The following is a 24,430-nucleotide window of genomic DNA, read 5'->3' on the forward strand; positions in this document are numbered from 1 at the left end:
AACTCCCACATTTTGGATTTATGGGTTCTGCTACTGTCCTCTCGAATGATTCCATTCCTAAAGTTCTGTCTGACATTGTTGCCAATGAAACGAACCATGCCCTCTGGCTAAACACTCTTTCTCTCTTAGAACATCTGGGTTCCAGAAAAATCCTCCTCACACAATCGAGCGAAGAAACTTCGGAGATGATTTTAAAACATGCCACCGAGGAAGCACGGCATGCCCTATTTTTTAAAAAAGCAGCCCGCACGATAAAGCCTAGCTTCCAATTAGGATACCAAAACTCCGCACTCGTTCGTGGGACTGCGGCAAGAATTTATTTCGCGAAATTAGATACCTTGGTACGGCGAAGCCTACGAAAGGTTTTCCCTAACCAAAAAGATTTTACCTACCTTGCTTATTTGTACACCACCACGGTCATCGAAAAAAGGGCTATGGTCGTCTATGCTGCGTATGACGAAATTTTGGATCGTACGGGATCTCCCATCCGCCTAACCAACCTGATTTTGGAAGAAGAAGGCCACCTCTCCGATATGAGTGCCGAAATGTTCCGACTCGACCCAAGTGCGAAGGAACGACTCGCGGCTCTCGAGGCAGAAGAAGCGAAGATTTTTGCCCGATTTTGGCTCCAAATCCGTGAATTCTCACTGAATTAAAAAAGGCTTGCGGAAAAAATCCGAGCCTGGTTTTCTTCAACCATCTTCATGCGACATAATACTATTATTGGATCTTTGAGAAAATGGGTTTAGAAGTCTTTTTATTACCTTTTTTGGCAAGTGTTGCCGTGACCATCGGACTTCGTCGTTTGGACAAATCGAACACCAAACTCTCCCAACTCAAACGTTATGCGTCCAAATTGACCGATGAAATCGATGGTGTCGCCCTTCAAAAAATCCAATTGGTCAAAGATGCCGGTATTGACCTCGACATCCTTGTCAAACAATCTCGCAAAGTTGCCGAAGACATCCAATCTTTAAGTTCAGAATCTCGCGACCTATTCGAAAAAATCCGCGCAAGTAAAGACTACCTCTCTTCTTTGTCAGGTGAGATGGAACAAATCCAAGATTTGAGCACCCAAGTCCGTCGCGAAAAACAATATATGGAAGAAGGACTCTCTCAAATCAATACCCACAAACGAGAGTTACGTGAAGTGTCCGAAGATATGGAAGCCCTTCATAATGAATCCATCTCCATGTTGGATACTTTCCAAAACAAACTCAATCATAGAAGTGATGAAATTTTACAATCTGTTGCACAAAAGATGGTAGAGTTAGAAAGTCTTCTTGAAACCAAATCAGACTTTCTCGATAACTCTCTTTCTAAAATTGCAGAAACGGCTCGTGAAAAACTTTTATCCCATGCAGATGTGATGGTGGGAGAAACCGCGGGTCGTTTAGATCATGCTCGCAAAGAAATGGATCTACTCCTCGAGTCCATGAAATACGCACAAGGTGACTTAGATGTTCGCCTCACAAAGTTCGAAGATACCTCTTCCCTACTCTCCGATAAAGTCGATAAGTTTGATGAAAGGTTAGAAGAAAAATACCAACGCGCTTCTGGTAAGTTGGAAGAGAAAGTAAACTTACTTGAGAAAAAAATCCAAGAACGTTTTGATTCTATCTTTGACCAAGTTACCCATACAAAAGATTCTTTTATGAAGGGTCTCAACCAAGAGACAGATGCCATCAAACGTGAAATTGAAGACTTGTCCCTCGAAACACTTTCGAAACGTGATGACATCATCAACGAAACAAGAAGGCAAGCGGATGGGATCAACCAAACCATAATCCAGTTCCAAGAAAAATATTTGGAAGCAGAGAACAAACTTCTTCGCCAGGCAGACATACGCAAACAAGAACTCATTCGCGAAATCGAAGCCTTCTCCGAAGAATTCCACCGCATTTCGGAAGATCTAAAAGAAGAAGCAAGTTCTCTCAAAAAAAGTGCCCTGCAAGAACTCAAAGATTTTGATCGTGAGTTAGATTCGGTTCGCACCAACCAAGAAACAGTCATTAAAACTTCTCTTTTTGAATTAAGAAAAGAACTCGAAGAAAGAATGAATTCTGATTTCAAACTCCAAAAGAGTGAAATGGAATCAGATCTTGAGATAGTCCAATCACAAATCAAAAACTTAAACGAATCCATTACAGCACAAACCAAAGATGTGGATGAATATGTGGAAGAGTTAAAATCGGCTCTTCGAGAATCCGCACATGAAATTTTAGAAACAGCAGAAGAAAAAGCCAAAGAATCCGAAGAAATCGTCACAGAAAAGATTCGTATCGCCAATGCCAACTTAGAACAATTTGTCAGCAAATGGGAAGACGAACTCGGTAAAATTCGGGAAGACCAAAATTATAGTATTGAAAGACTCCAAGACCGCCTAAAAGAAATTCATATAGAAGGTGCTGACCTACTCGGTGAATTTCAAAACCAATTCCAAAAAGCAAAAGCTAATTTGGATATGGCAGCAGAGTCCAAAACCAAAGAAAGTATCTCCCGATTAGAAGAAGAAGCGAAACTGGCTCGTAGCGAAGTCGAACGAATCCTCAAACATTTAGAAGAATCGGGTGAATCCTTTTTCAATTTACAAGAAGAGAAAATGGATAGGCTCAATGAAACCATTGATTCTAAAATCTCTCACCAATTGACAAAACTCCTTGATAAAGGAAATGTCCAATTAGGCCAACTGGAAGAAAAAATTTCAAACCATCTAAATACCGTCAAACGCAACTTAGACGAAAGTATCAAACGTTCTAAAGACGAATCTAAAAAACAAATTGAAACTTATCAAAGAGACTACGAAAAGTCTTTCAAAGAGATTGCAAAAGAAAGCCAAGACTTCTTAAAAGAAAGTTTAGATCGTTTCCAGGATTTAAAACAAGAAATCAAAAATGGATTGGAGGATCTAAACGATACCAAAGAAGAAACTCTTTCTAGTTTCCAATCCGAGATGGAAACATTAAAAGAAGATATCTTAACTCTTTCGAGTGAGTTAGAAACGGTCAAAGAACATTCTGATTTATTTGCTTCCGCCAAACAGATTGCAGATGAATCCAATCGTGCTGTAGAAGAAATTTCTGAAGCCCTCCGATCCCTTGAAAAAAATCGACCAGACATTGACCTCTACCAATCGGCAATCTCCGAGTTTTCTGAACTTCGAAAAGAAATCGCAAACGAATTAGAAACTTTAAAAGAAGCTCAGTTCCAAACCGAAGACATCGACAAACAAATACAAATCCTTGCCTCAAACCTAGTCCATGTATCGGAAACGATGGAAGGTTTTGAACAAAGTTTAAGCGAAGTAAGTTCCATTGAAACTCGGGTAACGAAACTCACAGCAGAACAATCTAAAATTGAATCCTTCCTTTCTTCCCTACAAGAGTCACAAGATTCCGTTTTCCATTTGGTAGAAAACTTAGAAGGCCAAAAACACAATACACGGGAACTCCAAGCCCGCCTCGACATCCTTGACCGCGAAATCGAAGTGGTAGAAGCCCGCGAAAAGGAACTCACAGAAACCATTCGCCAAGCGGAAAACCGCACTTCCTTCCTTGTAGAACGAGAAGCTCAAATTGATTCGGTCGAACGTAAGTTTGACAAAATCGAAGAGCTGCTAGGTGATCTTTCCGACCGCCACCGCCAAATCCTTACCCTCCAAAAACGTCTGGAAGACCTGAAAGAATCCTCACGCGAAACCAAGGATGATTTGGAATCTCTCCTCGGAGAGGCAGACGAAACCTTCGAAAAACTCTCCGAATTCCTGGACATTGTCCAAGGGGCCATGCAAAATCCGGTCCCAACGGGGAAATCAGACCGAAAAGTTTCGGGAAATCCCCTTGTCGAGAGGAAAAGAGCCACCATCCAGAGCCTCCACGACAATTACCAGTGGTCTTCTGAGGCAATTAGCGAAAAATTAAATATTGAAAAATCCCTCGTAGATAACATCCTCGGAGTTAGAAAGAAATAACCGAGGTATCCATGTCCGAAGAACAAACAGAATCAACGTCGAAGGAATCCCTAATTGTCACTTCTAAAGTGAAAGCATACATCAAAAGTAAGGGATTTATGACTTCTGGCGATGCGATTGAAGGAATCAATGAAGAAATCTACCGATTGATCGACAAAGCTTTGGAAAGAACCTCTGCCAACAAAAGAACAACGGTTCGCTCCACAGATTTCTAATCCGTGATTTACATTAAAAACAAATCTGAAATTGAAAAGATGAGGAAGGCGGGAAAATTTGCCGCCGAACTCCTCGTCTATTTAGAACCTTTTGTCAAAGCTGGGGTCACGACCCTGGAGCTGAACGATCTTGCTGAGGCCTATACCAAAAAAAATGGTCATAGGTCTGCTCCCCTTGGGTACAAAGGGTTTCCGAAATCCATCTGTTCTTCCATCAATCACGTGGTTTGCCACGGAATTCCCAAAAAAGAGGATGTTCTCGCCGATGGAGACATTGTCAATCTAGACGTATCACCAATAGTCGACGGATACATTGGAGACACTTCTAAAACCTTTATCGTGGGTGGAAAATCTAGTCCCGAAGCGGAAAAACTTGTGGCAGATACCGAAAAAGCCATGTGGATCGGAATTGAACAAGTGAAACCAGGAAACCGAATTGATGATATCGGCAATGCCATTGATGATTTTCTTACCCCCCTTGGGTATGGAATTGTTCGGGACCTAATGGGTCATGGAGTAGGACGTAATTTCCATGAAGAACCACAAGTTCCTCATTTCCGGTCTCCCAGAAAACTGGCAAAAATTGAAGCAGGAATGATTTTCACAGTAGAACCGATGGTCAACTTAGGAACTTGGGAAGTGAATTTCGATAAGTCCGACAAATGGACTGTCCGAACAAAAGATGGAAAACTCTCAGCCCAATTTGAACATACCGTTCTTGTCACAGACAAAGGTTATGAAATTCTAACAAAAGTCTGAAGAAATCGTTCTTGCTTTCGCTTCCATTCTATCGTCTAATTTCAAAAGAGGATTTTTTATGAAACTAACCATCACTCTATTTAGCCTTTTTGTCATCACATCTGCATCTTTTGCGATTTGCCCAGGAAAAGAAAAACGTTCCTGCCCTGGCCATGACAAACTCATTGAATGCCCACACGACGGAAAGTAATTCGCAATGAACAAAGCCATTCTCTTCGTTGATGACGAACAAATCATTCTAATGAGCCTGAAGTCTCAGCTCAAAAAACATTTTGGGAACGAGTATCGTTATGAAACCGCCCAAAATACGGAAGAGGCTTGGTCGATCATCGAAGAATTGGCAGAAGAAGGAATCGATATCCTCATCATCATTTCTGATTGGCTTATGCCCAACCAAAGAGGTGATGAGTTTCTTAGGGATGTCCACAAAACATATCCAGAGATTAAGAAAATAATTATTTCTGGTCATATCGATGAACTCTCACTCAACCAATTGAGAGGAGAAGTAGACCTACATAGTTTTTTAAACAAACCTTGGTCTGAATCGGATTTAATCAAAAAAGTAGAAGACGCCATCGCGAAGATTGCCTAGGTTTTCCTAGGATACCTCCGCATGTCTCAATCAATCATTCAAAACACTATCGAAGACTTGGAAAATTTACGTTCTAAGTCCCCTCTCGTTCATAATATCACAAACTATGTAGTCATGAATAACACAGCCAATGCTCTTCTTGCCATTGGTGCTTCTCCCATTATGGCCCATGCCATTGAAGAAGTGGAAGAAATGGTTACAATCTGTTCGGCTACGGTTATCAACATAGGAACACTCTCTGAACCTTGGATCCAAAGTATGGAAAAAGCTGCGGCAAAAGCGGTGTCTCTTAACAAACCTCTCATTTTAGATCCTGTAGGAGCAGGAGCGAGTAACTTGCGTAATATGGCAATTCGTCGTATCCTCGGTGCAGGAAGTCCGAGCATTATCCGAGGAAATGCATCTGAAATTCTCTCGACTCTCAATTCTTCTGGAAAAACAAAAGGTGTCGATGCAACAGATTCCTCCGAGTCGGCAGTGGATTCAGGGAAGTCTCTCTCGAAAGTTACGGGTGGGGTGGTTGTGATCTCAGGAGCTACTGATTATATCTTAAGTGGAACAGAAAAAGCCCAAATACGCAATGGAGATGTTTTGATGACAAAGGTCACTGGGCTTGGATGCACTGCTTCAGCCATTTGTGGGGCCTTTGCTGCCATCCAACCCAATCAGTTTCGCGCGGCTACTTCTGCTATGGCTGTGATGGGTATTGCTGGGGAAATGGCAAAATCCAAAACAAGTTCTCCTGGAAGTTTCCAAGTTGCTTTTTTAGATGCCCTCTATGAAATCGGAGCCGATGCCATTAAACAAAAGTTAAATGGTGAATAAAAAACAGATCCGAGGGGTTTATCTTGTCACCGATAGACCCTTATGTATCCACCACAATTTAGCAGAAGTCGTAAAACTTGCCGCCTTTGGTGGAGTATCTTTTGTCCAACTGAGGGAAAAAGAAGCCGATAGCCGAACATTTTTAGAACTCGCTAAACATTTAAAAACAATCCTAACTCCATTTTCCATTCCCCTTCTCATCAATGACCGCCTAGACATTTGTTTGGCGGCAGGAGCCGATGGCGTCCATCTGGGACAATCCGATTTACCTTGGTGGGAAGCACGCAGACTTTTAGGAAATGATGCCTTCATTGGCTTATCCTTAGAAACAAAAGAGGATTACCACTCTCTCATCCAATTGGATCCAAATCCTTCCTTAGATTATCTGGCTGTATCTCCTGTATTTGATACCGATACAAAAACCAATACCAAACCAGCATGGGGACTGGAAGGACTCAAATGGTTACGAAGTAAAACCACAATTCCCATCGTTGCCATCGGAGGAATCAAAGAATCCAATGCAGAAGCAGTGATCCAAGCAGGTGCAGATTCGATTGCAGTAGTGAGTGCGATTTGTTCGGCTAAAGATCCGAAACTGGCAACGGAAATTTTATCAGATAAGTTTCATTCATAAAAAAGAAATGGTTACAAATTGTATTCAACTGAACTCATAAAGTTTATCTTTTCATATAAATCGAAATCATTTAGTAGTTTAGAGTATTTTTAATTTTATTTTTTGGCCTTCCCTTGTTGTAAGTTTCGATTCCAAATTTCAAATCCAATCCTTTCCATCGGAGAATCTTTAAAATAAGAATCAAACTCTTCTTTGGTGAGTGATGTTTTATTGATAAACTCAGGATCTGTCCAAAAGGCTCTTGGTAAAAAACCTGGTTCAGAGGTTTCCACTTCATTTCGTTTGGCGACATTGGCATTCCAAGGACAAACTTCTTGGCATAGGTCACATCCATACACCCAACCTTTTCGATCCCAGCTTAGAAATGTTTCCGTTGCTTCCCTTTCTCGCCTATCTTCAATGGTTAGATAAGAAATACATTTTTTTGCATCAATTTGATAGGCTTCGAGTGCACCGGTAGGACATACATCCAAACATTTCCGGCAACTCCCGCAATGATCCGTGATAATTTCTTTTGGATCCGGCCCACCTAACTCTAAGTCTGTGAGAATCGTAGAAAGAAAAAAATAAGATCCTAGTTTTGGATGAATGAGGTTTGTATTTTTTCCTTGCCAGGCTATCCCAGATTCTCTCGAAAGAATTTTTTCTGCCACGGGCAAACTATCCACCGATTGGCGAAATTTATGGTTTGGAAACATTACCCTTAAAGTTTTTAAAATGCGATTTCCTTTTTCCTTCAAAATGAGGTGGTAATCGGAACCTAACGCATAACGAGAAACTTTAGATTCCATCTTAGTAAGAATCTCCTCACCAGCTTTCGAACGGTAAATAAATCCAAGACAAATTGCAGAACGAGGTGTAAGGCCTAAATTTTCAAAACGATTCCGAATGGCCAGAGCATGATCTTTTGCAAACCAATCCATATTTCCATATCGGTTGTCACGAATCCAAACCTCAAAATTTGCTAAGTCGGATTCAGGAATCTTTGCCTCGGCAAACCCTACCAAAGAAAACCCTTCCACTTCACAAATGGTTTTAATTTGAGAACGGATCTGATAGAGTGGACTGGTCATGGGTGATAAAGAGAATGAAGTATATCTTATGGAATTGCAAGGCCAATTGCCAAGCCATTTGTATGTCCATCTTCCAAAACTAGTTTCTCTATTTCCACAAATAGAAGCTTTGGTGACAATTCCGAAGGGATTACCGGAACTTCTACGAAAGGGAATTTATTTTGCCCTGCTCCAATCGGTAGTGAGATTACTCGAACGAAACACGGACCCTCTCCTGCCTGAAATTCTACCTGAATATGGAGAACTCATTCGTTCGGTTTCTGAAACCTATTCTGTCTTGAGTCCCGATGCCTCCTCTAATTGGCTCGAGGAATGCATCCAATACGGAGACAAATCCGCTTATCATTGGGAATGGAAACATTTTGATTCCAGAGAGTTGTTCTGAATTACAATCGTTCCTTTTCTAAAGATTTTAAAAAATCAAGAGGAATTTGTTTTTTGGTTTGTGCTCTATAATCAAAGTATACCTGAACCGTTTTTGCTTTCACATACACTTTGTTCGTTCTTTTGTCTCGAATTTCATAAGAAAATTCCCAAGAGGTAGTACCAATGGAGGATACCCAAGTTTCAACATAAATGGATGTCCCAGGCAGGACCGATGCTATTAAATCCATTTCCACTCGAGCAAGAACAAAAGGAATGTCTTCGAGTTCACTAACAGATAGATAACGATTACAAAAATCTAACCTTGCTAACTCCAAGTATGCCGAATAACTTGCGTTATTGACTCTACGCATAGGGTCCATGTCATTAAATCGAATTTGGATGTCCGTTTGAATCATACTACTTTAACATCAGACTAAAACGAAACTTAAACGTCACTTCAATGTTTCTAATTTATACTGAATTTGAACAGAGCGTAGCAATCTTCGTTGTTCGAAACTTCGACCAAAACTAGGGTTCAAAAAAACTTTTTCTATTTTACCTTTGGGAATTCCTAAAGAAATCAAATATCTTTCCACTGCTCGAACCCTTTCCTTTACCGGCGATTCTATAACAGTTGTATTTTTTCAGTGGCAAGGTTCATTTCTACGCGTAAAACAGGTACAGTGCTTTTAGTTTTTTAAACTTTTTCTCCAAAACCAAAGCAAAAGAACTCCAGTTCCGACTAACATTAGGGAAATCCAAAACATTTCTCATTAGACAGACCCAAGTTTAGAGAAATTTATTTCAAACGAGTAGACAAATTCTAAAATTCTTATTAGAATATCGCATTATGGACAATATGCGAAAAATGATTTTCATCTACTCAATGGTTATGGTTTTATTGTTCGGTTGTAAACCCGCAAAACTTTCGAACCCTTGTGATATAAAATCAAAAGATTATTTTTTCGGAACGCTAATCCGTTTTGTCACAGAAGATCGCTCTCCTTCATGTTATCCATCTTTCGATTTTCAAAATCTTTGGGGTGTCTTTCAAGGAACCTCAGGCACAACGAGTGTCAATGCAATGACTAGTTATAACGACCAAATCATCATTGGTGGTAATTTCCAATTCGTTGGCCCCTCTACTGGGGAAGCCGTTTATTTAGAAACAGCCACGGGAAAGGTATTACCTAATCGTTATTGCCCTTATTTGAAAGTTGTGGGAGGTACACAGACAGCGATTTCCGATGGAAATGGCGGATTCTATATTGGCGGTTCTTTTTTTTGGGTCCAAGGGGAAGAAAGATACGGCCTTGCCCATATCCTTCCCGGTTGCCAATTGGATCGCAACTTTAATGTTCCAAAAGATACAAGTAGAGAAGTAAGAGCCTTGTTACTTATGGGTGACTCTCTCTATGTGGGAGGATTGTTTCCAACCTGGAGTGATTCAAACCAAAAATTCTTAGTTCGACTCAATCGTTATACTGGTGCCATTGATAACTCTTTCAATGCAAACGTAGACCCATCTGCTTCGGGGGTATTTGATTTAGAAACAGATGGCCAAGCACTCTATGTCTGTGGGGACTTTACGAGTATCGGCGGAGGGGCACAGCGAGGTATCGCAAAGTTATCTTTCCACTCAGGTTCCTTATTTTCCTCTTTTAGTCCAATTATTTCTGCAGGTACTTGCCTTGATTTGTATTATGGAACAGATGCCAATGGAAGTCCGAACTTCTTTGTAGGTGGGGATTTTACGGCGACTTATAACTATGCGTTTTCCATTTATCCCGATGGAACTTTAACAACATGGAATCCAGGTCCAAATGCTCAAGTCAATTCGATCCAACAGTATCAAAATACAATTTATATAGGGGGCCAGTTTAGTTTGGTTGGAGCTAGTGTCTCAACTGGTTTAGCTTCGGTTAACAATGGCACAGGTGGTATTATTACTGCAAATTATAATTTGAATGGCAATGTTGCCTCCCTCGGATTGCTCGGGGACACTCTATACCTAAGTGGAAGTTTTACTACGGTCAAATCCGTTGGTAGAAATTACATGGCAGCACTCAGCTTACCTAGTGAGTCAGTCAATGCATTTAATCCCAATCCTGATGGTACGATCACAAACCCAGGTTCTGACTTCGTCTCTGCAGAAAATGGGGTTGTATTTGTCACCACCTCCATTCGTTCTACGGTGAATGTTCTCCCGAGAAGTAATTTTGCAGTATTGGATGAAGTGACAGGCGCACCAATTGAAGGAACACCTAATTTTGATTTTGCGATCAAAGCCCTGCACCGTGTGGGAAATCGACTGTTTGTAGGTGGGTCCTTTAACAACGTGGCAGGAGAATCCAGAAATAGGTTTGCCATTTTGGATTTGCCATCCTATCAAGTGAGTCCGGTGAATCATATTTTATCAGGCACTCCAGAAATTCGAACCATCACCAGTGACGAATCACAACTTTATGTTGGTGGTGATAGTTTAACGAACGTAAATGGAAATACAAGAAATGGTGCTTTTGCATTAAATTTAAGTGACCTTTCCGTTAGTGGATGGAATCCCAATCTCGCTGGTAGTGGGGAGAACTTTCTTGTTGCCAATGATTTAGTGTTTCTCGGAGGTTTATATTCTGGAATAAACGGGGATGGTGTAACTACATCTTACCAAGCAGTGGACAAACTCACAGGAACTAAACGAAACATTCCATCCTCAACTAATTTTCCAAATAGCGGTGTCTATGCGCAAGCACTAGTTGGTTCAAGAATCTTTCTTGGTGGGCAATTTACAACTATTGGCAGCATAGGAACTTTTAACAATATAGCAGTTTATAATCTAACGAACCAATCTTACGAACAACCTAACCAAGTGTATGGTGACGGTATTGTATACCACATCGCAGCTTACCCAGATGGAAATATCCTAATTGGAGGATCCTTCACTGGTCTGAATGGAGCCACTGAAAACTATTCTTTTGGAGTTTTCAATAGTAACACCAATACTGTATCACCTTGGAAAAGCGGGTTCAATGATGTAGTTTATACTTCCATGTATAAAAATGGAAAATACTATTTGGGAGGTGCATTCACGAACGCACTGAGAAGAAGCAATGGTGGTCTCGTTCGATCGAACTTTAATGAATGATTGCAGAAATAATTTTTTTAGCAGAATGACCTAAATAATTCTCTCCCAAAGACTAGACACAAATTCTAAGAATCAGACTTTGTTTCTATGGCTCGCTTGTATTCATTTTTTGGAATGATTATTTTTCTCACTCTTTCGGCTTCTCATTGCAAACCAGCAGATCTTGAAAATGCATGTGATGTTAAATCCAAGGCTTTTCTTTTAGGAACTATCATTCGGTATGTAACCGGTGATCATTCTCCCTCTTGCCTCCCCTCTTTTTCTTTCTTCGACCAATGGGGAGTGTATGGCCCAACTGCAAGGGTCAATGCCATTACAAGCTACGAAGGAAAAATCATACTAGGTGGGGAATTTACGATGACAGGAGTCCCTACGGGAAGTGCTTCTATGGTAGATCCTATAACAGGTGCAGTCATTCCCAATCGTTCCTGCCCTCATTTAAAGGTGAAAGGCCTTACTAACGTTGCCATCTCAGACGGATCAGGTGGGTTTTATATCGGAGGCGATTTTACGCATGTCCAAGGAATCAAACGAAGCCAGATAGCCCATATTTTACCAGGATGCCAATTGGACCCAAATTTCGTACCAGTCGAAGATCCAACAAGAAACATTACAGCCTTATCTTTATTAGGTGATAATTTATACGTAGGAGGAATGTTCTCAGGCTGGGGATCTGGATCACAAATTAACATTGCTTCAATCAATCGAATTACAGGCCATCTCAACCCTGGATTTCTCAGTCCGTCATACGATAATTCTGTTTTTGATATCGTAACTGACGGTTCCGCTTTGTATGTTGGCGGACATTTTCAAAGCATAGGAGGAAACCCTCGTTACGGACTTGTTAAATTATCTCCAATCACTGGAGCCATTGATTCGTCATTCACAGGACAAGCTCCTGCAGGTGGACAAGTAAACGATTTACATTTAGGGACAGACCACACGGGTTCAAACGTTTTATATATAGTAGGACCATTTACAGGTCAAGCTATGTCGTTCTATTTAAATGGAACACAAACTTCATGGGCTCCCAACCCAAACATGGAAGTTTATAAAATCAACCAATTTGAAAACACAATTTACTTGGGAGGTGAATTCACTACGATCGGAGTCTCACCTTCTAATTATCTTGTTGGCGTAGACAATCAATTGGGTGCCATCAAAGAAAATTCCTTTGCTCTCAACAGTTTTGTTAGGAACTTAAATGTGATCGGAAACAAAATTTATATTCTTGGAGAATTTACTGAGGCAAAAGGACAAAAAAGAAACTATGCGGCGAGTTTTGATTTACCAAGCCAAAACTTAAATCAGTGGGATCCAAGTTTAAACTCTTCTATTTACTTTCCAGCCGGAGATATCGTTCTTTCAGGCTCTACCATTCTTATTGGAAGTAATCATTCTGCAATCAATACAAAATTAAGAAACAATTTTGTTGTTTTTGATGAAGAAACAGGATACCCTGTAGATAACACACCAAACTTCGATTATTCGATCAAAGCTCTTCATATCAAAGATAACCATCTTTTTGTTGGAGGCTCCTTTGAGAATATCAACGGTATCCCTAGGGTTTCATTTGCCATTTTAGATTTGCCTTCTTACCATCTTAATCCTACCAACATTGGTGTTTCTCCAGCAGGGACAGATATAAGAACCATTACAAGTAACGAAAACCAAATTTTCTTTAGCGGTTTTGGAATGACTTCTGTAGGAGGCCAATCTCGGAATGCTATTGCTGCTATTGATTCAAAATCTTTTGGCCTCACTGCCTGGAATCCGGACTTAGGTGTTAGTGGAAGTGCTAGCACTTTACTTGTTGTAAATGATCTTATTTTTGTTGGCGGAATTTTTAATAGTCTTAATGGTGATGGCACCGTAATCAATTACCGTGCTGTAGACACGGCGTCAGGTGTTATGCGCCCTATACCATCAAATACTCATTATCCAGGAAACGGAGTCAACGGACAAACTTATTTCGAAGGAAAAATTTATTTGGGCGGAATATTTACATCAATAGGTAGTTTAGGATCCTTTAATCATATTGCAGTGTTTGATACTCAAACACAAAATTATTCCACACCTAATTATATTTATGCAGATGGGATGGTTTCTTCTTTAACAGCATCCCCAGAAGGAAAGGTAATCGTTACAGGTTCCTTTAGTGCAATTAATAGTAACTCAGCAAGTCAATACATAGCTGCTTTTGATGCCAAAACCAATTCCATTCTCGATTGGTCTCCTAACCCAAGTGATGTGGGAAATGCAAGTTATTATAAAAACGGAAAATGGTTTATAGGCGGAGATTTTAACAATGCGTTCAATAAACCATACGGAGCCTTTTTTATTAGCGAAATGAACGAAAAAAAATAAAATCTATTTTTTAGACTTTCGTTTCAGAATTTTTTGTAAAGCTTCTTCGCCCTTTCTTACACCGAGAAGAGCAGTTTTGTATAATTTTGTTCGAATCGTTGTGGTAAGTTTGACCGGCAAAGGTCCATCTGGAGCGACAGTAATGATTTTTACACCTTTGGGAGGTTTCACTGCTATTTCTCTTGCTGCATTGAAGTGGAAGTGGTGAAGTTTACGCATCATCTTCCGAATTGTCCTATGTTTTGGAAAAGCAAGTAAACTAGTGAAACGAGTTAACGGACCAGATATATGACGAATTGGCGAATTCATAATCACTACTATTTCTTTATAACCAGCTTCTATAATATCTTGGATAGGGAGTGGATTTAAAATCGCTGCGTCCGAATACAATCTTCCATTTAACCAATGTTTACCTCGAGTCGCAATAGGTAGAGAGGTAGCAGCCTTCAAAAGGTCGAAAACATTCGAGGAAGTAGCTTTAATATATTCAATAGAATGTGTGTGTAGATTACTCACAGCGATGGCAAAATGCGGAACATTTTTCCTATCCAATGTTTCCGATTCCAATCGCACTTTTTTTCGAAAGATAAAGTCAATTAAGTATTCTTGATTCAGTAGAGTTTTACCTTGGAAAGGATGAAAAAATGAAATCAGTTTCCTTCCTGACAGATCTCTGTACCAAACTGCCAGTGCCTTTTCACTTTTAACAGGTTCCTCTTTTGGCATGGATACATAATAGGCTGCCGCACAAGCTCCCGAAGAAACACCCACCACCAAATCAAAGTAATTCGGACGCAAAAACCGGTTCCAAGCGTGTAAAACACCACCCGAGAAGGCACCCTTCATCCCCCCACCTTCCACAAGAAGGGCTCTTTTGGTACCTTTTGCTTTCGGGAGTTTGGGTTGGTTTGATGATTCACTTACAACAGATGACTGCACAATAATGTCAGGGTCTTTGGTCTACTTTCGGTTGCAAAAAATAATTCATAACATCCGAAGGTTTTCCCTCCTTAGGGGAATCACTAAAGACAATCTGGGTGAAATCCCTTTCAATCGAAAATCCGTAAAAAAACTTCCGTCCATACAATAAATTTCACTACATTAGCAATTGAATATATGATGCTCGGGATCAAAACGTTGCAAACAGAGGTGAATGGAACCATTGTCAAAGGCACCTTGCAATTGAATGCGATGGGGGCATACCAATTGGATTTGATCTCTCCTTACAAAGGACCGATGTTTACTTTTTCCTTTCCCAAGATTTATCATGCACTTGGAGAGGGACATATTTCCGAAATTGACAAATATGCCATAAGCCACCTCCGCACACTTTTTTTTAAATGTGAGAGTTTCAAAAAGGAAATTCCTAAGTTCGAATCAGATTTAAAAAAGTTTTGGTTAGAAATAGAAACGATTTCAGTACTTTCCCCATACGAATGGAATGAAAAATGTAACTTTTTAAAAAAGGCCTTACAAGAAGGTTATATGGATGCAGACAGATACGAGAAAACTTTAAACGATCTAACAATAGTAATGGAAAAAAAATATTTCGAACGTGAGAAACGATGCGAAGCTTTTTTATCTCAGTACCTTCCCGAGTATTCTCATCTTCAAAATCATTTTTCTTGGATTCAATTTTGTTATGAACTAACGGAAAAAAAACACCTACTCTTACTTTAATTTTTCCTTTTTCTTGCCAAAGATTCGAGCTTACTCTTTACTTTCCATTAGGGACAGAAATTTATTTCCGTTTCCTAAAAAATAGAACTCGGAATTTAGCTATGCGACCAATGGATCAAATCACAGGGAAAGAACAAAAACACCATGTGATACTACACTACCTCATGAATCAAGAAATGAAGGCAAATTGGAATGGGCAAATCCAAACCATGACCGTCACACAGGAGTTACCTGGTGGCGAAGAAATCATAGTGGATTGGTCTGAGGTTTGGCCCATTGGACCAGGATCTTCTTTTATCCTATCGAAATTACTCGCGCGATATTTAGAACTCCATTGCACATTTGTGAAACAACTTTCTCCTCATAAAATCCAACTCCATGTTGATAAAGTTCTTATCGCCAAAAAAGAAAGATTAAACCCACGTTTTACGATTACTGAAGAAGGTTTAGTCAATGTAACCAATATTGTCAGCTCTAAAACCATCATTGAAGCCAACATGTTTAATATCCCAACTCTTGTACGAGTTAACTTTGAAGACTATCGCAAACGAATGATGATCAGATCCGGCGAAGCTGGTACAATGGATATTTTCAAATCAGGTATGGAACGAAAGTTTGATGTTGTCAAATCGACTCAAAAAATCCTATTCATCAAAGATGCTACTAGTGTAGAAAGTTACCGTTCCGACGAAGAGGGGTTTATCAATTATGAAGACGAAATTGATGAACAAGTCGATAAACTTGCAATGATGGCTCGTGACAAAAAAATAAAGTCGGAACTCATTCTACCCATACTTTACAAAAATGAATTAGAAGAAATCATCCCCATTGGATATTATTGGTTACAAACGAAAGAGAACTTCATTACGACAGATGATTTAACATTCTACCAAACCCAAATTGGCGAAATGATCGAAAGAATTAAAGATGCCAATCTAATGACAACCGTAGAAAGATTTCCAGTTTTGGACTTATCCACAACAGGTCTGAAATTACGTATTGCTAACAGTAGTTTGGTGGAAACATTACCAAAACAAAAAGGTATTCTTTTGGAACTGGTTTTCAAACTCCAAACACCTTTTCGTTTTTTTGGAAAGATTGCTTGGGCCAAAAAAGAAGAATCTGGGGATTTACTTGTCGGAGTAGAATTTTCTGGAAAACGAACCTATGCAGAAAAAGTTCGTTTTGAAGAAAATATAGAAATAATCAAAAATAGTGGGAAGTCCGCTGCATAATTGTTAGCGGGCCTCTAATTTGATTGTTTTTGTAATTTTGGGAATTTCATAAGCGCAGATATAATATAACATTTTTAGGTCGATGTAATCATAAGCTCTGGCTAAATCCTTTTCCCAAAGGCTATCAATTTTATCCCAAGGAAGGTTTGGGTACTTTTGTTTTTCAGTCTGTGGGATTTTTAAAGACTCAGCCTGGATATAACGCAGCATCTCCTCAGCAAAAAAACTATCGTGATCCCCTTCTTTAAATTCTTGGATTTGATTTCTGAAGAGGAAGGACTCAAGCTCCCGACAATAGAAAATAAACTCATAAAACATTTGGTAATTCTAAAATTTGATTGGAATACGAATAGTTTTTTTCATTGGCAAAGAAATCTAAATCATGAAAGTTCTACTTCGTATGAAGATCATATTCCGAATCGTATTATTTTCCCTCTTAGTTTTGGTCTATCCCATCCAATCTGCAGAAAAAGATTTCCAAATCATCGATCTTGTTGTGGGCAAAGGAGAAGAAGCCTTTTCTGGTTCCTATGTGACGGTTCACTATGTGGGTAAACTTACAAACGGAACTAAATTTGATAGTTCCCGCGATCGCAACCGACCTTTCGAATTCAATCTTGGTGCCGGAGAAGTGGTTAAAGGTTGGGACAAAGGAATCAAAGGAATGCGAGTAGGCGGAAAACGAAAACTCATCATCCCGCCAGAATTAGGTTATGGTAGTAAAAGAGTGGGAAACATCCCTCCTGATTCTACTCTCATCTTTGAGGTAGAGCTTTTAAAGATCTATTAAGATCCAAAACTCATACTCATTTTCAGTTTTTGATTTTATATCCTGTGCGAAAAATAACCCAAGTCACAGTCAGACATAAAGTCAAAAACACAAGGATCATGGAAATACTCACTGACAGGGCTACATCTGCTCTTTCAAAAAAACTATATCGAAATCCACTAACCAAATACAAAACTGGGTTAAACATACTCAGTTTTTGCCAAAATGGTGGCAACATTTGAATGGAATAAAAACTTCCTCCAAGGAATACGAGTGGTGTAATGACAAGCATCGGAATCATTTGAAGTTTTTCAAAACTGTCTGCCCATATACCAATCACAAAACCAAACAAACTAAAGCTAACGCACGTTAAAACAAGAAAAAATACCATTAGAATCGGATGATCTATACGGATTGGGACAAAAAAAGATGCGGTAATGAGCATTAAAACACCGAGCATTAGTGATTTTGTAGCCGCTGCACCAACATATCCAATCACCACTTCCCACATCGTCACAGGAGCGGAGAGAATTTCATATATCGTTCCATTGAATTTAGGGAAATAAATTCCGAAGGACGCATTGGAAATACTTTCTGTGAGTAGCGACAACATCACAAGACCCGGAACAATAAAACTTCCATAATGGATTCCGTCGATTTCTTGTATCCGCGAACCTATAGCCGATCCAAAGACAATAAAATATAAAGAAGTAGAAAGTACAGGAGAGGCAATACTTTGTAAAAGGGTTCGAAAGGTTCTAGCCATTTCGAATTTATAAATAGAGCTAATTGCGTAAAAATTCATACAGCCTCCTGTAACAATTGTACAAAGATTTCTTCCAGTGAACTTTGTTTTGTGCTTAAATCACTGAATTGGATTTTTAGTTTTTTCAAATCATCCAAAAGTTTGGTAATAAGACTGCTATCATCCGAACGATCATAAGTAAATACTAGAGCAGAATTGTTATCAACAAGTTCTAATTCATACTTTGAAAGAGATTTCGGAATTTGTTTTAGATTTTTCTTAAGTTCAATCCGAAGTTGTTTGGTTCCGAGCTGTTTCATGAGCCGATCTTTATCTTCAGTTAGGAAAATTTGGCCTTTTCTGATCACAGAAATCCGATCCGCAATCGATTCCGCCTCTTCGATATAATGTGTTGTGAGGATAATGGTTACCCCATTTTTTCTGAGGGATTCTACAATTTTCCACATATCCTTTCTGAGTTCCACATCGACACCTGCACTCGGCTCATCTAAAAAAAGAATTTTTGGTTCATGTGACAATGCTTTGGCGATGAGAACCCTTCGTTTCATCCCACCAGATAAAGTCATAATTCTTTGGTCTTTTTTGTCCCAAAGTGAAAGCGATTTTAGAACTTCTTCAATGTATTTTGGATTGGCTGGTTTTCCGTACAAACCACGAGTAAAGGATACACTGGCCCAAACAGTTTCAAAAGCATGAACACTCAGTTCTTGAGGGACAAGGCCAATGAAAGACCTTGTTTTTTTGAAATCACTTATGATGTCAAAACCATCCACGTTCACCTCACCTGAACTTGGTGAGACAATGCCACATATCAAATTGATTAAAGTGGTTTTCCCTGCCCCATTCGGACCAAGAAGAGCATGGATTTCGCCCTCTTTTACTTCCCAATAAACATCCTTTAATGCTTGGAATCCGTTGTCATAAGACTTAGAAACTTTTTTTAGAGTTAGGATCGATTTCAAACAGTTTCATCCTTCCAGCCAATGTCTGAGAGGAAGTCGTCATAACCTCCATCATAGACAAAAACTCGGTCATCATCGAATACTATTAGTTTCGTGGCTACAGCGCGCAAGTGCATTTCGTTATGTGTTACCATAATCACAGAACCATCAAAGTTATCGATAGCTTCAATAAGGGAGTCACAAGACTGCATATCCAAGTGGTTTGTCGGTTCATCCAAATACAAAAGGTGGCAAGGTGTGACTAAAATTTTCCCAAGTAAAACCCTGCTCTTTTCTCCCCCGGAAAGAACTTTGATTTTTTTTAGAGCAAGGTCTTCCGAAAACATAAGTCCACCTGCAATGTTACGAGCCTTTCCTTCTGAACAATTCGGATCGGCACTCATAATTTCCTGAACAACTGTATTACTTTCGTTCATATTCAATTTATTGGTTTGTCCAAAATATCCTTCTTTTAAGATAGGATGTTTTTTCACTTCACCCGAAACGGCCTTAAGTTCGCCTGCAATTAACTTAAGTAAAGTAGATTTACCTTTTCCGTTTTTCCCGATAATACAAATACGATCTTCCGGTCCTACACTCAGAGAAAAATTTTCAAACAAATAGGGAGAAGTTCCGTTATAAGAAAATGAAACATCTTCAACACTTAACATCTGATTGGCGGAAAATGGTGCACTATTAAAATATAGTTCCATATCTTCTATATTTTCTAGTGCTTTCATTTCTCCTTGTTTTTCTAATTTTTTAACACGAGACTGGGTGCGGCTGGCAAAACTTGCTTTTGCTTTAAACTTCGCGATAAATATCTCTTCTTGTTTACGTTTTTTGGCTTCATTAAGTCTAGTTTTTTCGTAAATTTCTTCGGCTTGGTTGATTTGTGTGTATAACTTTTCTGTATCACCTTGCACCTTAATGGCTTTAGTTCGGTGAATGGCAACTGTGTGAGTTACAACACTGTCCATAAAACTTCTATCGTGCGTAATAAGAATGATCTCACCTTCCCATTCACGAAGGAATTCCTCTAACCAACGTATGGTGACAATATCCAAATAGTTGTTCGGTTCATCTAAAATGAGCATATCCGGTGCCGATACAAGAAGTTTGGCTAAATTCATCCGAATCTGATAACCGCCAGAAAATTCTTCAGGACTTCGTTCCATGTCTTTTTCAGAAAAACCAAGTCCAAAAAGGATTCTTTCCACCTTCCAAGTTTCATATTCGTCTCCCTCAGGTAGACCAAGAGCACACTCTTCTAATACTGTTGGTTTTGTAAAAACTAAGTGTTGTTCCAAATGTCCGATTCGGTATCCTTTGGGGATGGTGATATTGCCTGAGTCAGGTTCCGTTTTACCTAAAATGATTTGGACAAGGGTCGATTTCCCGTGACCATTGCGACCGACAAGGCCAACCCGCTCGCCACGGTTGACGCTAAATTGTAAATCATCGAATAAAACTTTGCCATTGAATTGTTTGTTTAAACCAGATATTTTAATCATATAATTCCTAAAGGTTTCCCTTTTTCGTATAGAACCAGGATCAAAAAAGAACCGGAAACGACGAGTAGAATCGCAAAGAAAATCTGGTAGTTTTCTTATGAATTGTGCGTTCTCCCAATTTAGAAGGACATAATCGGAAAGAAAACTACCAATGAGATTATGGACTTTTTTTCATCGGTAAAAATTCCGAAACTGTACTGTGCGAACTTTTTTCATTCTTCTCCTAGCCTTTAGTTTCTGCTGGGGTAGCTATGCCAATGGTAACTTACAAGTTGCTTTCGGTGCGGAAGAAAATTATCTATTAGTTCGCTCGATCGATTCCAGCATCATTCATTTAGGAAGTCCTGAAGAAAAAGAAGAATACAAAGAAATCATAAATGAGTATTTGCGATTCAAAAGTCTGCATATCCAAGGCAAGTACAGCGAGGCTTATTTGGCCGTTAGATCTACCCAACTCAAACTTATAAAGTTATATGACAAAATTCTAACTAAAAACTTAAACCTTATTCGATCGGAATTGATTTTACTCGGCGGTAAATCTAGAGATAAAGAGAAAACACAAACAAGAGCGTTTTTACGATTAGCATTAAGAGACATCAGCGAAGCTGAACAGAAGTTAGTAATGGCGAGAAACACTCGTCCCCTTCTCTATTTATTAAAACTTAGAGAAATGTTATTTTCTTTGAAAATTTTAAAACATGCAGGGAAGTTTGTTGTTTTTTTAAACCTTCTGCACGATGGAAAGTTTATGGATTCCATTGAATTTTCTGATTTTGATTCCATTGAATCAGAACTCATTCGCGGTTTTGGGAAAGAAAATAATAAATTACTGGCACTACATTATGACAATTCCTTTCTTCCTTTTGGGGAAGAAAGTATCTATGAGTCGATGATGACCAACTACAAATCATCGGAGATCAAAAAAGATTAACTAAATATAGCTTTATATGATCCGAGAGAAGTTGATGTCTCTATCAATTTTATAAGTCATTTACATTTTTAGTTTGATCTGATCTCTTGCTCGGTTGGCTTTTTCTCTTACCTCTTCGACTGTACCACCCAATGCCAAACTAACACCCATTCGACGTTTTCCTTCAATTTCCGGTTTCCCAAAAATTCGGACATCCACTCCTTTGATTTGAAGGGCATTTTCAAGACCAGTATATATAGGAGTTTTAGTTTTTCCTTCTAAGAGGATGGCTGAACTCGCAGCGGGAGTATGAAAGATTAGTTCCGGAATGGGAAGACCAAGTAAAGCCCTAACATGAAGAGAAAATTCAGAGAAATTTTGAGAGACGAGAGTCACAAGACCCGTGTCATGCGGTCTAGGTGAGACTTCGCTAAAGTATACTTCGTCTCCTTTGACAAAAAGTTCGACACCAAAAATCCCTTTCCCTCCGAGGCCTGTGGTGACTGCTTCCGCTATGTTTTGTGCTGCAAGGAGTGCTTTCTCCGTCATTGATTGAGGCATCCAAGACTCCACATAATCACCGTTTACTTGTCTATGACCAATGGGTGGCAAAAAGGAAGTTCCACCTATATGACGTATGGTCAGAAGAGTGATTTCAAAATCAAAAGGAACAAACTCTTCGATAATCATTTTTCCTTTTCCTGTCCTTCCTCCTGTTTGGCCATATTCCCAAGCCTTTAGAATTTCGGATTCGTTACGAACCATACTTTGTCCTTTTCCAGAAGAACTCATTATGGGTTTGACTACGCAAGGAAATCCAATTTCACTTACCGCTTTTAAGAAGCTTTCTTCCGTATCAGCAAAAAGATATTTGGATGTTTTTAAACCAAGTTCCTTTGCTGCAAAGTTTCGGATACCCTCCCTGTTCATGGTAAGGTTTACTGCTTTTGCAGAAGGGATGATATGAAATCCTTCAGTTTCTAGTCGGACTAAAGTTTCTGTATGAATGGCTTCTATTTCTGGAACAACAAAATCAGGTTTTAACTCTCGTATGGTGGCTTCCAACTCTTTTGGATCGAGCATATTAATGACACGAGATTCTTGTGCCACAAGCATAGCTGGTGCATTGGGATAACGATCAACGGCTATGACATGAACTCCCAAACGGTTGGCCTCGATGGCAACCTCTTTCCCTAGTTCCCCTGATCCCAGGAGTAAAAGTTTTGTGGCAGTCTTTGTAAAAGGAGTTCCAATCATATTCACAAAGATTGAAAACTGGGCGAATCAGACAAACAGATTATATCTAGCTGCCCAAGTAAATGAATCGTTGGAATTACATTAGGTAACGTTTCCCAAGTTTATCTCTTTGATAGATATTGGCTCCCATCCGAATGAGTAGATCGGAAATTTCGCTAAGTCCATCAAAACTATTTGCAATATGGAGAGCCGTGACGCCACTCGGGTCTGCCGCATTAGGATCCGCTGCTGATTTCAGCAAAACTTCTACCGCATCCACATTTCCAGTTTCTGTCGCTTTATGAATAGGATACAAACCCATGTTATCTGGCTCATTTGGATTTAATCCAATGGATAACAATTTTTTTAGATAATAAACATCCGATACTTCAGTAACCGCTATCCCTAATAGCAAAGCAGATTCCGACACCAAAACTTCCTTCAGATCTGAATCAGCTAATAATAAATCGAATGATTCTTTATCTTCTCTAGTGATGGCAGAACACAAGGTGCGCAACCTAAGATTAGATTTTGTTTTACCAACGAAATCAATTATGTTTTGTATCATTTGTTTATCCTATCAGTATAAGACGAATCTCCCTTGTAAAAATGGGACATTTTTTCGTATTCAGCAAACCATTCGTTCGGAATATTCCCAGATTTTTTTTTGAAATCATGATTAAAATGAGACTGATCCGAATAATTGAATTCCTGAGCCAAATCAGTGAATCTTAAATTAGGATTATTTTCCCGATAATGTTCTGGATTTCTCACCATTTCGAGTAACCTGTGCACCGTTCTGAATTCCGAGGGAGCCATACCCACAATCTCTTTAAATTTACGATCTAATTGTTTTCTAGAAATTCCCAGCTTTTTACAAAGACTTTCAATGGAAACATTAGGGCCCTTTAATTCGAAAAGAGCAAAACGAATGAATGCGGGAATTTCTCGAGGTTTTCCCGGATACGTTTCCAGAAAGGATGTTAAAAATACAACGATATCATCCTTACAAATTATGTTAGAACTACTATTTTCGTTTAATAAAATCTTTTTTTTGATTTCGGAAAGACCGCCTAACATCAAATCAAGTTTCATTTCCGAAAATTGATTCTGTAATTCATCTCCACGTTTTGAAAATAAGGAATACAGACCACCAACATAGAATCTAATTGCAATTAAGGAAAGATTAAAATCAGATAAAATCCGCCACCTTCTTGTTTGTGGCCCCACAAGATGAACCATAGGTAAGCAAATCACTTGTTTGTCTTCTGTTTCCACAATCGGTGGGTTCCCCAAATGAAACACCATCTCACACTCATAAGATGGCAAAATCCAAGGAAGTTCCTTAACGTTTACATCTTTCCAAATCCAGAATTCTTTAATGCTGAATTCCAAAAAAGAAGGTGGTTTTATAAAAAAAATTTCCAAGGGTTCAC

At 39.2% G+C, this 24,430-nt stretch carries 25 protein-coding genes; 15 read left to right on the top strand and 10 right to left on the bottom strand.

All coding sequences use genetic code 11. The features are described from left to right. Positions 1–20: 20 nt before the first annotated feature. From ND811_RS12575 to thiE, 8 genes are all read left to right on the top strand, one after another. Positions 21–656: a rubrerythrin gene (locus ND811_RS12575; RefSeq protein WP_265352287.1), complete on the top strand. Its 636-nt coding sequence runs from the start codon at positions 21–23 to the stop codon at positions 654–656. Between the two features lie 83 nt (positions 657–739). Next, positions 740–3,970, top strand: a complete 3,231-nt coding sequence (locus ND811_RS12580) for a SpiroCoCo family coiled-coil protein (RefSeq protein ID WP_265352286.1) — start codon at positions 740–742, stop codon at positions 3,968–3,970. Between the two features lie 11 nt (positions 3,971–3,981). Beyond that, the gene (locus tag ND811_RS12585) at positions 3,982–4,185 is read left to right on the top strand and encodes a hypothetical protein (protein ID WP_100744290.1); all 204 of its coding nucleotides are present in this window, start codon (positions 3,982–3,984) and stop codon (positions 4,183–4,185) included. A 3-nt stretch (positions 4,186–4,188) separates the two neighbouring features. Continuing rightward, entirely contained in the window at positions 4,189–4,944 is a 756-nt protein-coding gene (gene map / locus ND811_RS12590) for a type I methionyl aminopeptidase (protein ID WP_238778373.1), read from the top strand. 58 nt (positions 4,945–5,002) lie between these two features. Continuing rightward, the gene (locus ND811_RS12595) at positions 5,003–5,134 is read left to right on the top strand and encodes a hypothetical protein (RefSeq protein WP_265352285.1); all 132 of its coding nucleotides are present in this window, start codon (positions 5,003–5,005) and stop codon (positions 5,132–5,134) included. Between the two features lie 6 nt (positions 5,135–5,140). Next, a complete protein-coding gene (locus ND811_RS12600; RefSeq protein ID WP_135745797.1) occupies positions 5,141–5,536 on the top strand; it encodes a response regulator in 396 nt (131 codons plus the stop codon). 21 nt (positions 5,537–5,557) lie between these two features. Next, positions 5,558–6,361, top strand: coding sequence for a hydroxyethylthiazole kinase (thiM, locus tag ND811_RS12605; RefSeq protein ID WP_135745796.1), 804 nt, complete (start codon positions 5,558–5,560; stop codon positions 6,359–6,361). Further along, positions 6,351–6,995 (top strand): thiamine phosphate synthase, encoded by a 645-nt coding sequence (thiE, locus tag ND811_RS12610; RefSeq protein WP_265352284.1) that lies wholly within the window; start codon positions 6,351–6,353, stop codon positions 6,993–6,995. Before thiM ends, thiE begins: the two co-directional genes overlap by 11 nt. 95 nt (positions 6,996–7,090) lie before the next feature. On the opposite strand, the gene queG is transcribed toward thiE, so the two are convergent. After that, a complete protein-coding gene (queG, locus tag ND811_RS12615; protein ID WP_265352283.1) occupies positions 7,091–8,068 on the bottom strand; it encodes a tRNA epoxyqueuosine(34) reductase QueG in 978 nt (325 codons plus the stop codon). Here queG and ND811_RS12620 point away from each other — a divergent pair. After that, positions 8,067–8,453 carry an LIC_11502 family protein gene (locus ND811_RS12620; protein ID WP_265352282.1) on the top strand — a complete coding sequence of 129 codons (387 nt, stop codon included), beginning with the start codon at positions 8,067–8,069 and terminating at the stop codon, positions 8,451–8,453. The two genes, queG and ND811_RS12620, sit on opposite strands and share 2 nt — an antisense overlap. Before the next feature lies 1 nt (position 8,454). On the opposite strand, the gene ND811_RS12625 is transcribed toward ND811_RS12620, so the two are convergent. Then, positions 8,455–8,850: an acyl-CoA thioesterase gene (locus ND811_RS12625; RefSeq protein ID WP_265352281.1), complete on the bottom strand. Its 396-nt coding sequence runs from the start codon at positions 8,848–8,850 to the stop codon at positions 8,455–8,457. Between the two features lie 452 nt (positions 8,851–9,302). Here ND811_RS12625 and ND811_RS12630 point away from each other — a divergent pair, with 452 nt between their 5' ends. Next, entirely contained in the window at positions 9,303–11,576 is a 2,274-nt protein-coding gene (locus tag ND811_RS12630; RefSeq protein WP_265352280.1) for a beta-propeller fold lactonase family protein, read from the top strand. Positions 11,577–11,663: 87 nt separating this feature from the next. After that, positions 11,664–13,943, top strand: coding sequence for a Kelch repeat-containing protein (locus tag ND811_RS12635; protein WP_265352279.1), 2,280 nt, complete (start codon positions 11,664–11,666; stop codon positions 13,941–13,943). Between the two features lie 3 nt (positions 13,944–13,946). On the opposite strand, the gene ND811_RS12640 is transcribed toward ND811_RS12635, so the two are convergent. Then, positions 13,947–14,789: a patatin-like phospholipase family protein gene (locus tag ND811_RS12640; protein WP_407658903.1), complete on the bottom strand. Its 843-nt coding sequence runs from the start codon at positions 14,787–14,789 to the stop codon at positions 13,947–13,949. Positions 14,790–15,062: 273 nt separating this feature from the next. Between ND811_RS12640 and ND811_RS12645 the strand changes: the two genes are divergently transcribed. Both ND811_RS12645 and ND811_RS12650 read left to right on the top strand, forming a co-directional pair. Continuing rightward, entirely contained in the window at positions 15,063–15,623 is a 561-nt protein-coding gene (locus ND811_RS12645) for a hypothetical protein (RefSeq protein ID WP_265368939.1), read from the top strand. 101 nt (positions 15,624–15,724) lie between these two features. After that, positions 15,725–16,858, top strand: coding sequence for a DUF1577 domain-containing protein (locus tag ND811_RS12650; RefSeq protein WP_265352276.1), 1,134 nt, complete (start codon positions 15,725–15,727; stop codon positions 16,856–16,858). Between the two features lie 3 nt (positions 16,859–16,861). On the opposite strand, the gene ND811_RS12655 is transcribed toward ND811_RS12650, so the two are convergent. Then, positions 16,862–17,176 carry a ribonuclease HepT family protein gene (locus ND811_RS12655; protein ID WP_135745787.1) on the bottom strand — a complete coding sequence of 105 codons (315 nt, stop codon included), beginning with the start codon at positions 17,174–17,176 and terminating at the stop codon, positions 16,862–16,864. A gap of 82 nt (positions 17,177–17,258) precedes the next feature. Between ND811_RS12655 and ND811_RS12660 the strand changes: the two genes are divergently transcribed. Further along, positions 17,259–17,648 (top strand): FKBP-type peptidyl-prolyl cis-trans isomerase, encoded by a 390-nt coding sequence (locus ND811_RS12660; protein WP_265352448.1) that lies wholly within the window; start codon positions 17,259–17,261, stop codon positions 17,646–17,648. A 22-nt stretch (positions 17,649–17,670) separates the two neighbouring features. Here the strand turns inward: ND811_RS12660 and ND811_RS12665 are convergent, their stop codons facing one another. The 3 genes from ND811_RS12665 to ND811_RS12675 are packed head-to-tail and all read right to left on the bottom strand — an operon-like array spanning position 17,671 to position 20,848. Continuing rightward, positions 17,671–18,432 (bottom strand): ABC transporter permease, encoded by a 762-nt coding sequence (locus ND811_RS12665; protein WP_265352275.1) that lies wholly within the window; start codon positions 18,430–18,432, stop codon positions 17,671–17,673. Continuing rightward, positions 18,429–19,355, bottom strand: a complete 927-nt coding sequence (locus ND811_RS12670) for an ABC transporter ATP-binding protein (protein ID WP_265352274.1) — start codon at positions 19,353–19,355, stop codon at positions 18,429–18,431. Before ND811_RS12670 ends, ND811_RS12665 begins: the two co-directional genes overlap by 4 nt. Further along, a complete protein-coding gene (locus tag ND811_RS12675) occupies positions 19,352–20,848 on the bottom strand; it encodes an ABC-F family ATP-binding cassette domain-containing protein (protein WP_265352273.1) in 1,497 nt (498 codons plus the stop codon). Before ND811_RS12675 ends, ND811_RS12670 begins: the two co-directional genes overlap by 4 nt. A gap of 199 nt (positions 20,849–21,047) precedes the next feature. Here ND811_RS12675 and ND811_RS12680 point away from each other — a divergent pair, with 199 nt between their 5' ends. Next, entirely contained in the window at positions 21,048–21,779 is a 732-nt protein-coding gene (locus ND811_RS12680) for an adhesin OmpL37 family surface protein (protein ID WP_265352272.1), read from the top strand. A 60-nt stretch (positions 21,780–21,839) separates the two neighbouring features. Here the strand turns inward: ND811_RS12680 and purT are convergent, their stop codons facing one another. The 3 genes from purT to ND811_RS12695 form a co-directional block, all read right to left on the bottom strand. Next, complete coding sequence (gene purT, locus ND811_RS12685; RefSeq protein ID WP_265352271.1) at positions 21,840–23,015, bottom strand: formate-dependent phosphoribosylglycinamide formyltransferase; 1,176 nt, start codon at positions 23,013–23,015, stop codon at positions 21,840–21,842. Positions 23,016–23,091: 76 nt separating this feature from the next. Further along, complete coding sequence (locus tag ND811_RS12690) at positions 23,092–23,562, bottom strand: ankyrin repeat domain-containing protein (RefSeq protein WP_265352270.1); 471 nt, start codon at positions 23,560–23,562, stop codon at positions 23,092–23,094. Next, positions 23,559–24,422 (bottom strand): helix-turn-helix domain-containing protein, encoded by an 864-nt coding sequence (locus ND811_RS12695; protein WP_265352269.1) that lies wholly within the window; start codon positions 24,420–24,422, stop codon positions 23,559–23,561. Before ND811_RS12695 ends, ND811_RS12690 begins: the two co-directional genes overlap by 4 nt. Positions 24,423–24,430: the final 8 nt, after the last annotated feature.

The sequence above is a fragment of the Leptospira soteropolitanensis genome, assembly GCF_026151655.1.
Classification (GTDB): domain Bacteria; phylum Spirochaetota; class Leptospiria; order Leptospirales; family Leptospiraceae; genus Leptospira_A; species Leptospira_A soteropolitanensis.

Bases quoted from the DNA above. Each gene is read 5' to 3' on its own strand.
- ND811_RS12575 (WP_265352287.1), top strand. From the start codon at position 21: ATGGGTTCTGCTACTGTCCTCTCGAATGATTCCATTCCTAAAGTTCTG.
- ND811_RS12580 (WP_265352286.1), top strand. From the start codon at position 740: ATGGGTTTAGAAGTCTTTTTATTACCTTTTTTGGCAAGTGTTGCCGTG.
- ND811_RS12585 (WP_100744290.1), top strand. From the start codon at position 3,982: ATGTCCGAAGAACAAACAGAATCAACGTCGAAGGAATCCCTAATTGTC.
- ND811_RS12595 (WP_265352285.1), top strand. From the start codon at position 5,003: ATGAAACTAACCATCACTCTATTTAGCCTTTTTGTCATCACATCTGCA.
- ND811_RS12600 (WP_135745797.1), top strand. From the start codon at position 5,141: ATGAACAAAGCCATTCTCTTCGTTGATGACGAACAAATCATTCTAATG.
- thiM (WP_135745796.1), top strand. From the start codon at position 5,558: ATGTCTCAATCAATCATTCAAAACACTATCGAAGACTTGGAAAATTTA.
- thiE (WP_265352284.1), top strand. From the start codon at position 6,351: ATGGTGAATAAAAAACAGATCCGAGGGGTTTATCTTGTCACCGATAGA.
- ND811_RS12620 (WP_265352282.1), top strand. From the start codon at position 8,067: ATGGGTGATAAAGAGAATGAAGTATATCTTATGGAATTGCAAGGCCAA.
- queG (WP_265352283.1), bottom strand. From the start codon at position 8,068: ATGACCAGTCCACTCTATCAGATCCGTTCTCAAATTAAAACCATTTGT.
- ND811_RS12625 (WP_265352281.1), bottom strand. From the start codon at position 8,850: ATGATTCAAACGGACATCCAAATTCGATTTAATGACATGGACCCTATG.
- ND811_RS12630 (WP_265352280.1), top strand. From the start codon at position 9,303: ATGATTTTCATCTACTCAATGGTTATGGTTTTATTGTTCGGTTGTAAA.
- ND811_RS12635 (WP_265352279.1), top strand. From the start codon at position 11,664: ATGGCTCGCTTGTATTCATTTTTTGGAATGATTATTTTTCTCACTCTT.
- ND811_RS12640 (WP_407658903.1), bottom strand. From the start codon at position 14,789: ATGAAGGGTGCCTTCTCGGGTGGTGTTTTACACGCTTGGAACCGGTTT.
- ND811_RS12645 (WP_265368939.1), top strand. From the start codon at position 15,063: ATGCTCGGGATCAAAACGTTGCAAACAGAGGTGAATGGAACCATTGTC.
- ND811_RS12650 (WP_265352276.1), top strand. From the start codon at position 15,725: ATGCGACCAATGGATCAAATCACAGGGAAAGAACAAAAACACCATGTG.
- ND811_RS12655 (WP_135745787.1), bottom strand. From the start codon at position 17,176: ATGTTTTATGAGTTTATTTTCTATTGTCGGGAGCTTGAGTCCTTCCTC.
- ND811_RS12660 (WP_265352448.1), top strand. From the start codon at position 17,259: ATGAAGATCATATTCCGAATCGTATTATTTTCCCTCTTAGTTTTGGTC.
- ND811_RS12665 (WP_265352275.1), bottom strand. From the start codon at position 18,432: ATGAATTTTTACGCAATTAGCTCTATTTATAAATTCGAAATGGCTAGA.
- ND811_RS12675 (WP_265352273.1), bottom strand. From the start codon at position 20,848: ATGATTAAAATATCTGGTTTAAACAAACAATTCAATGGCAAAGTTTTA.
- purT (WP_265352271.1), bottom strand. From the start codon at position 23,015: ATGATTGGAACTCCTTTTACAAAGACTGCCACAAAACTTTTACTCCTG.
- ND811_RS12690 (WP_265352270.1), bottom strand. From the start codon at position 23,562: ATGATACAAAACATAATTGATTTCGTTGGTAAAACAAAATCTAATCTT.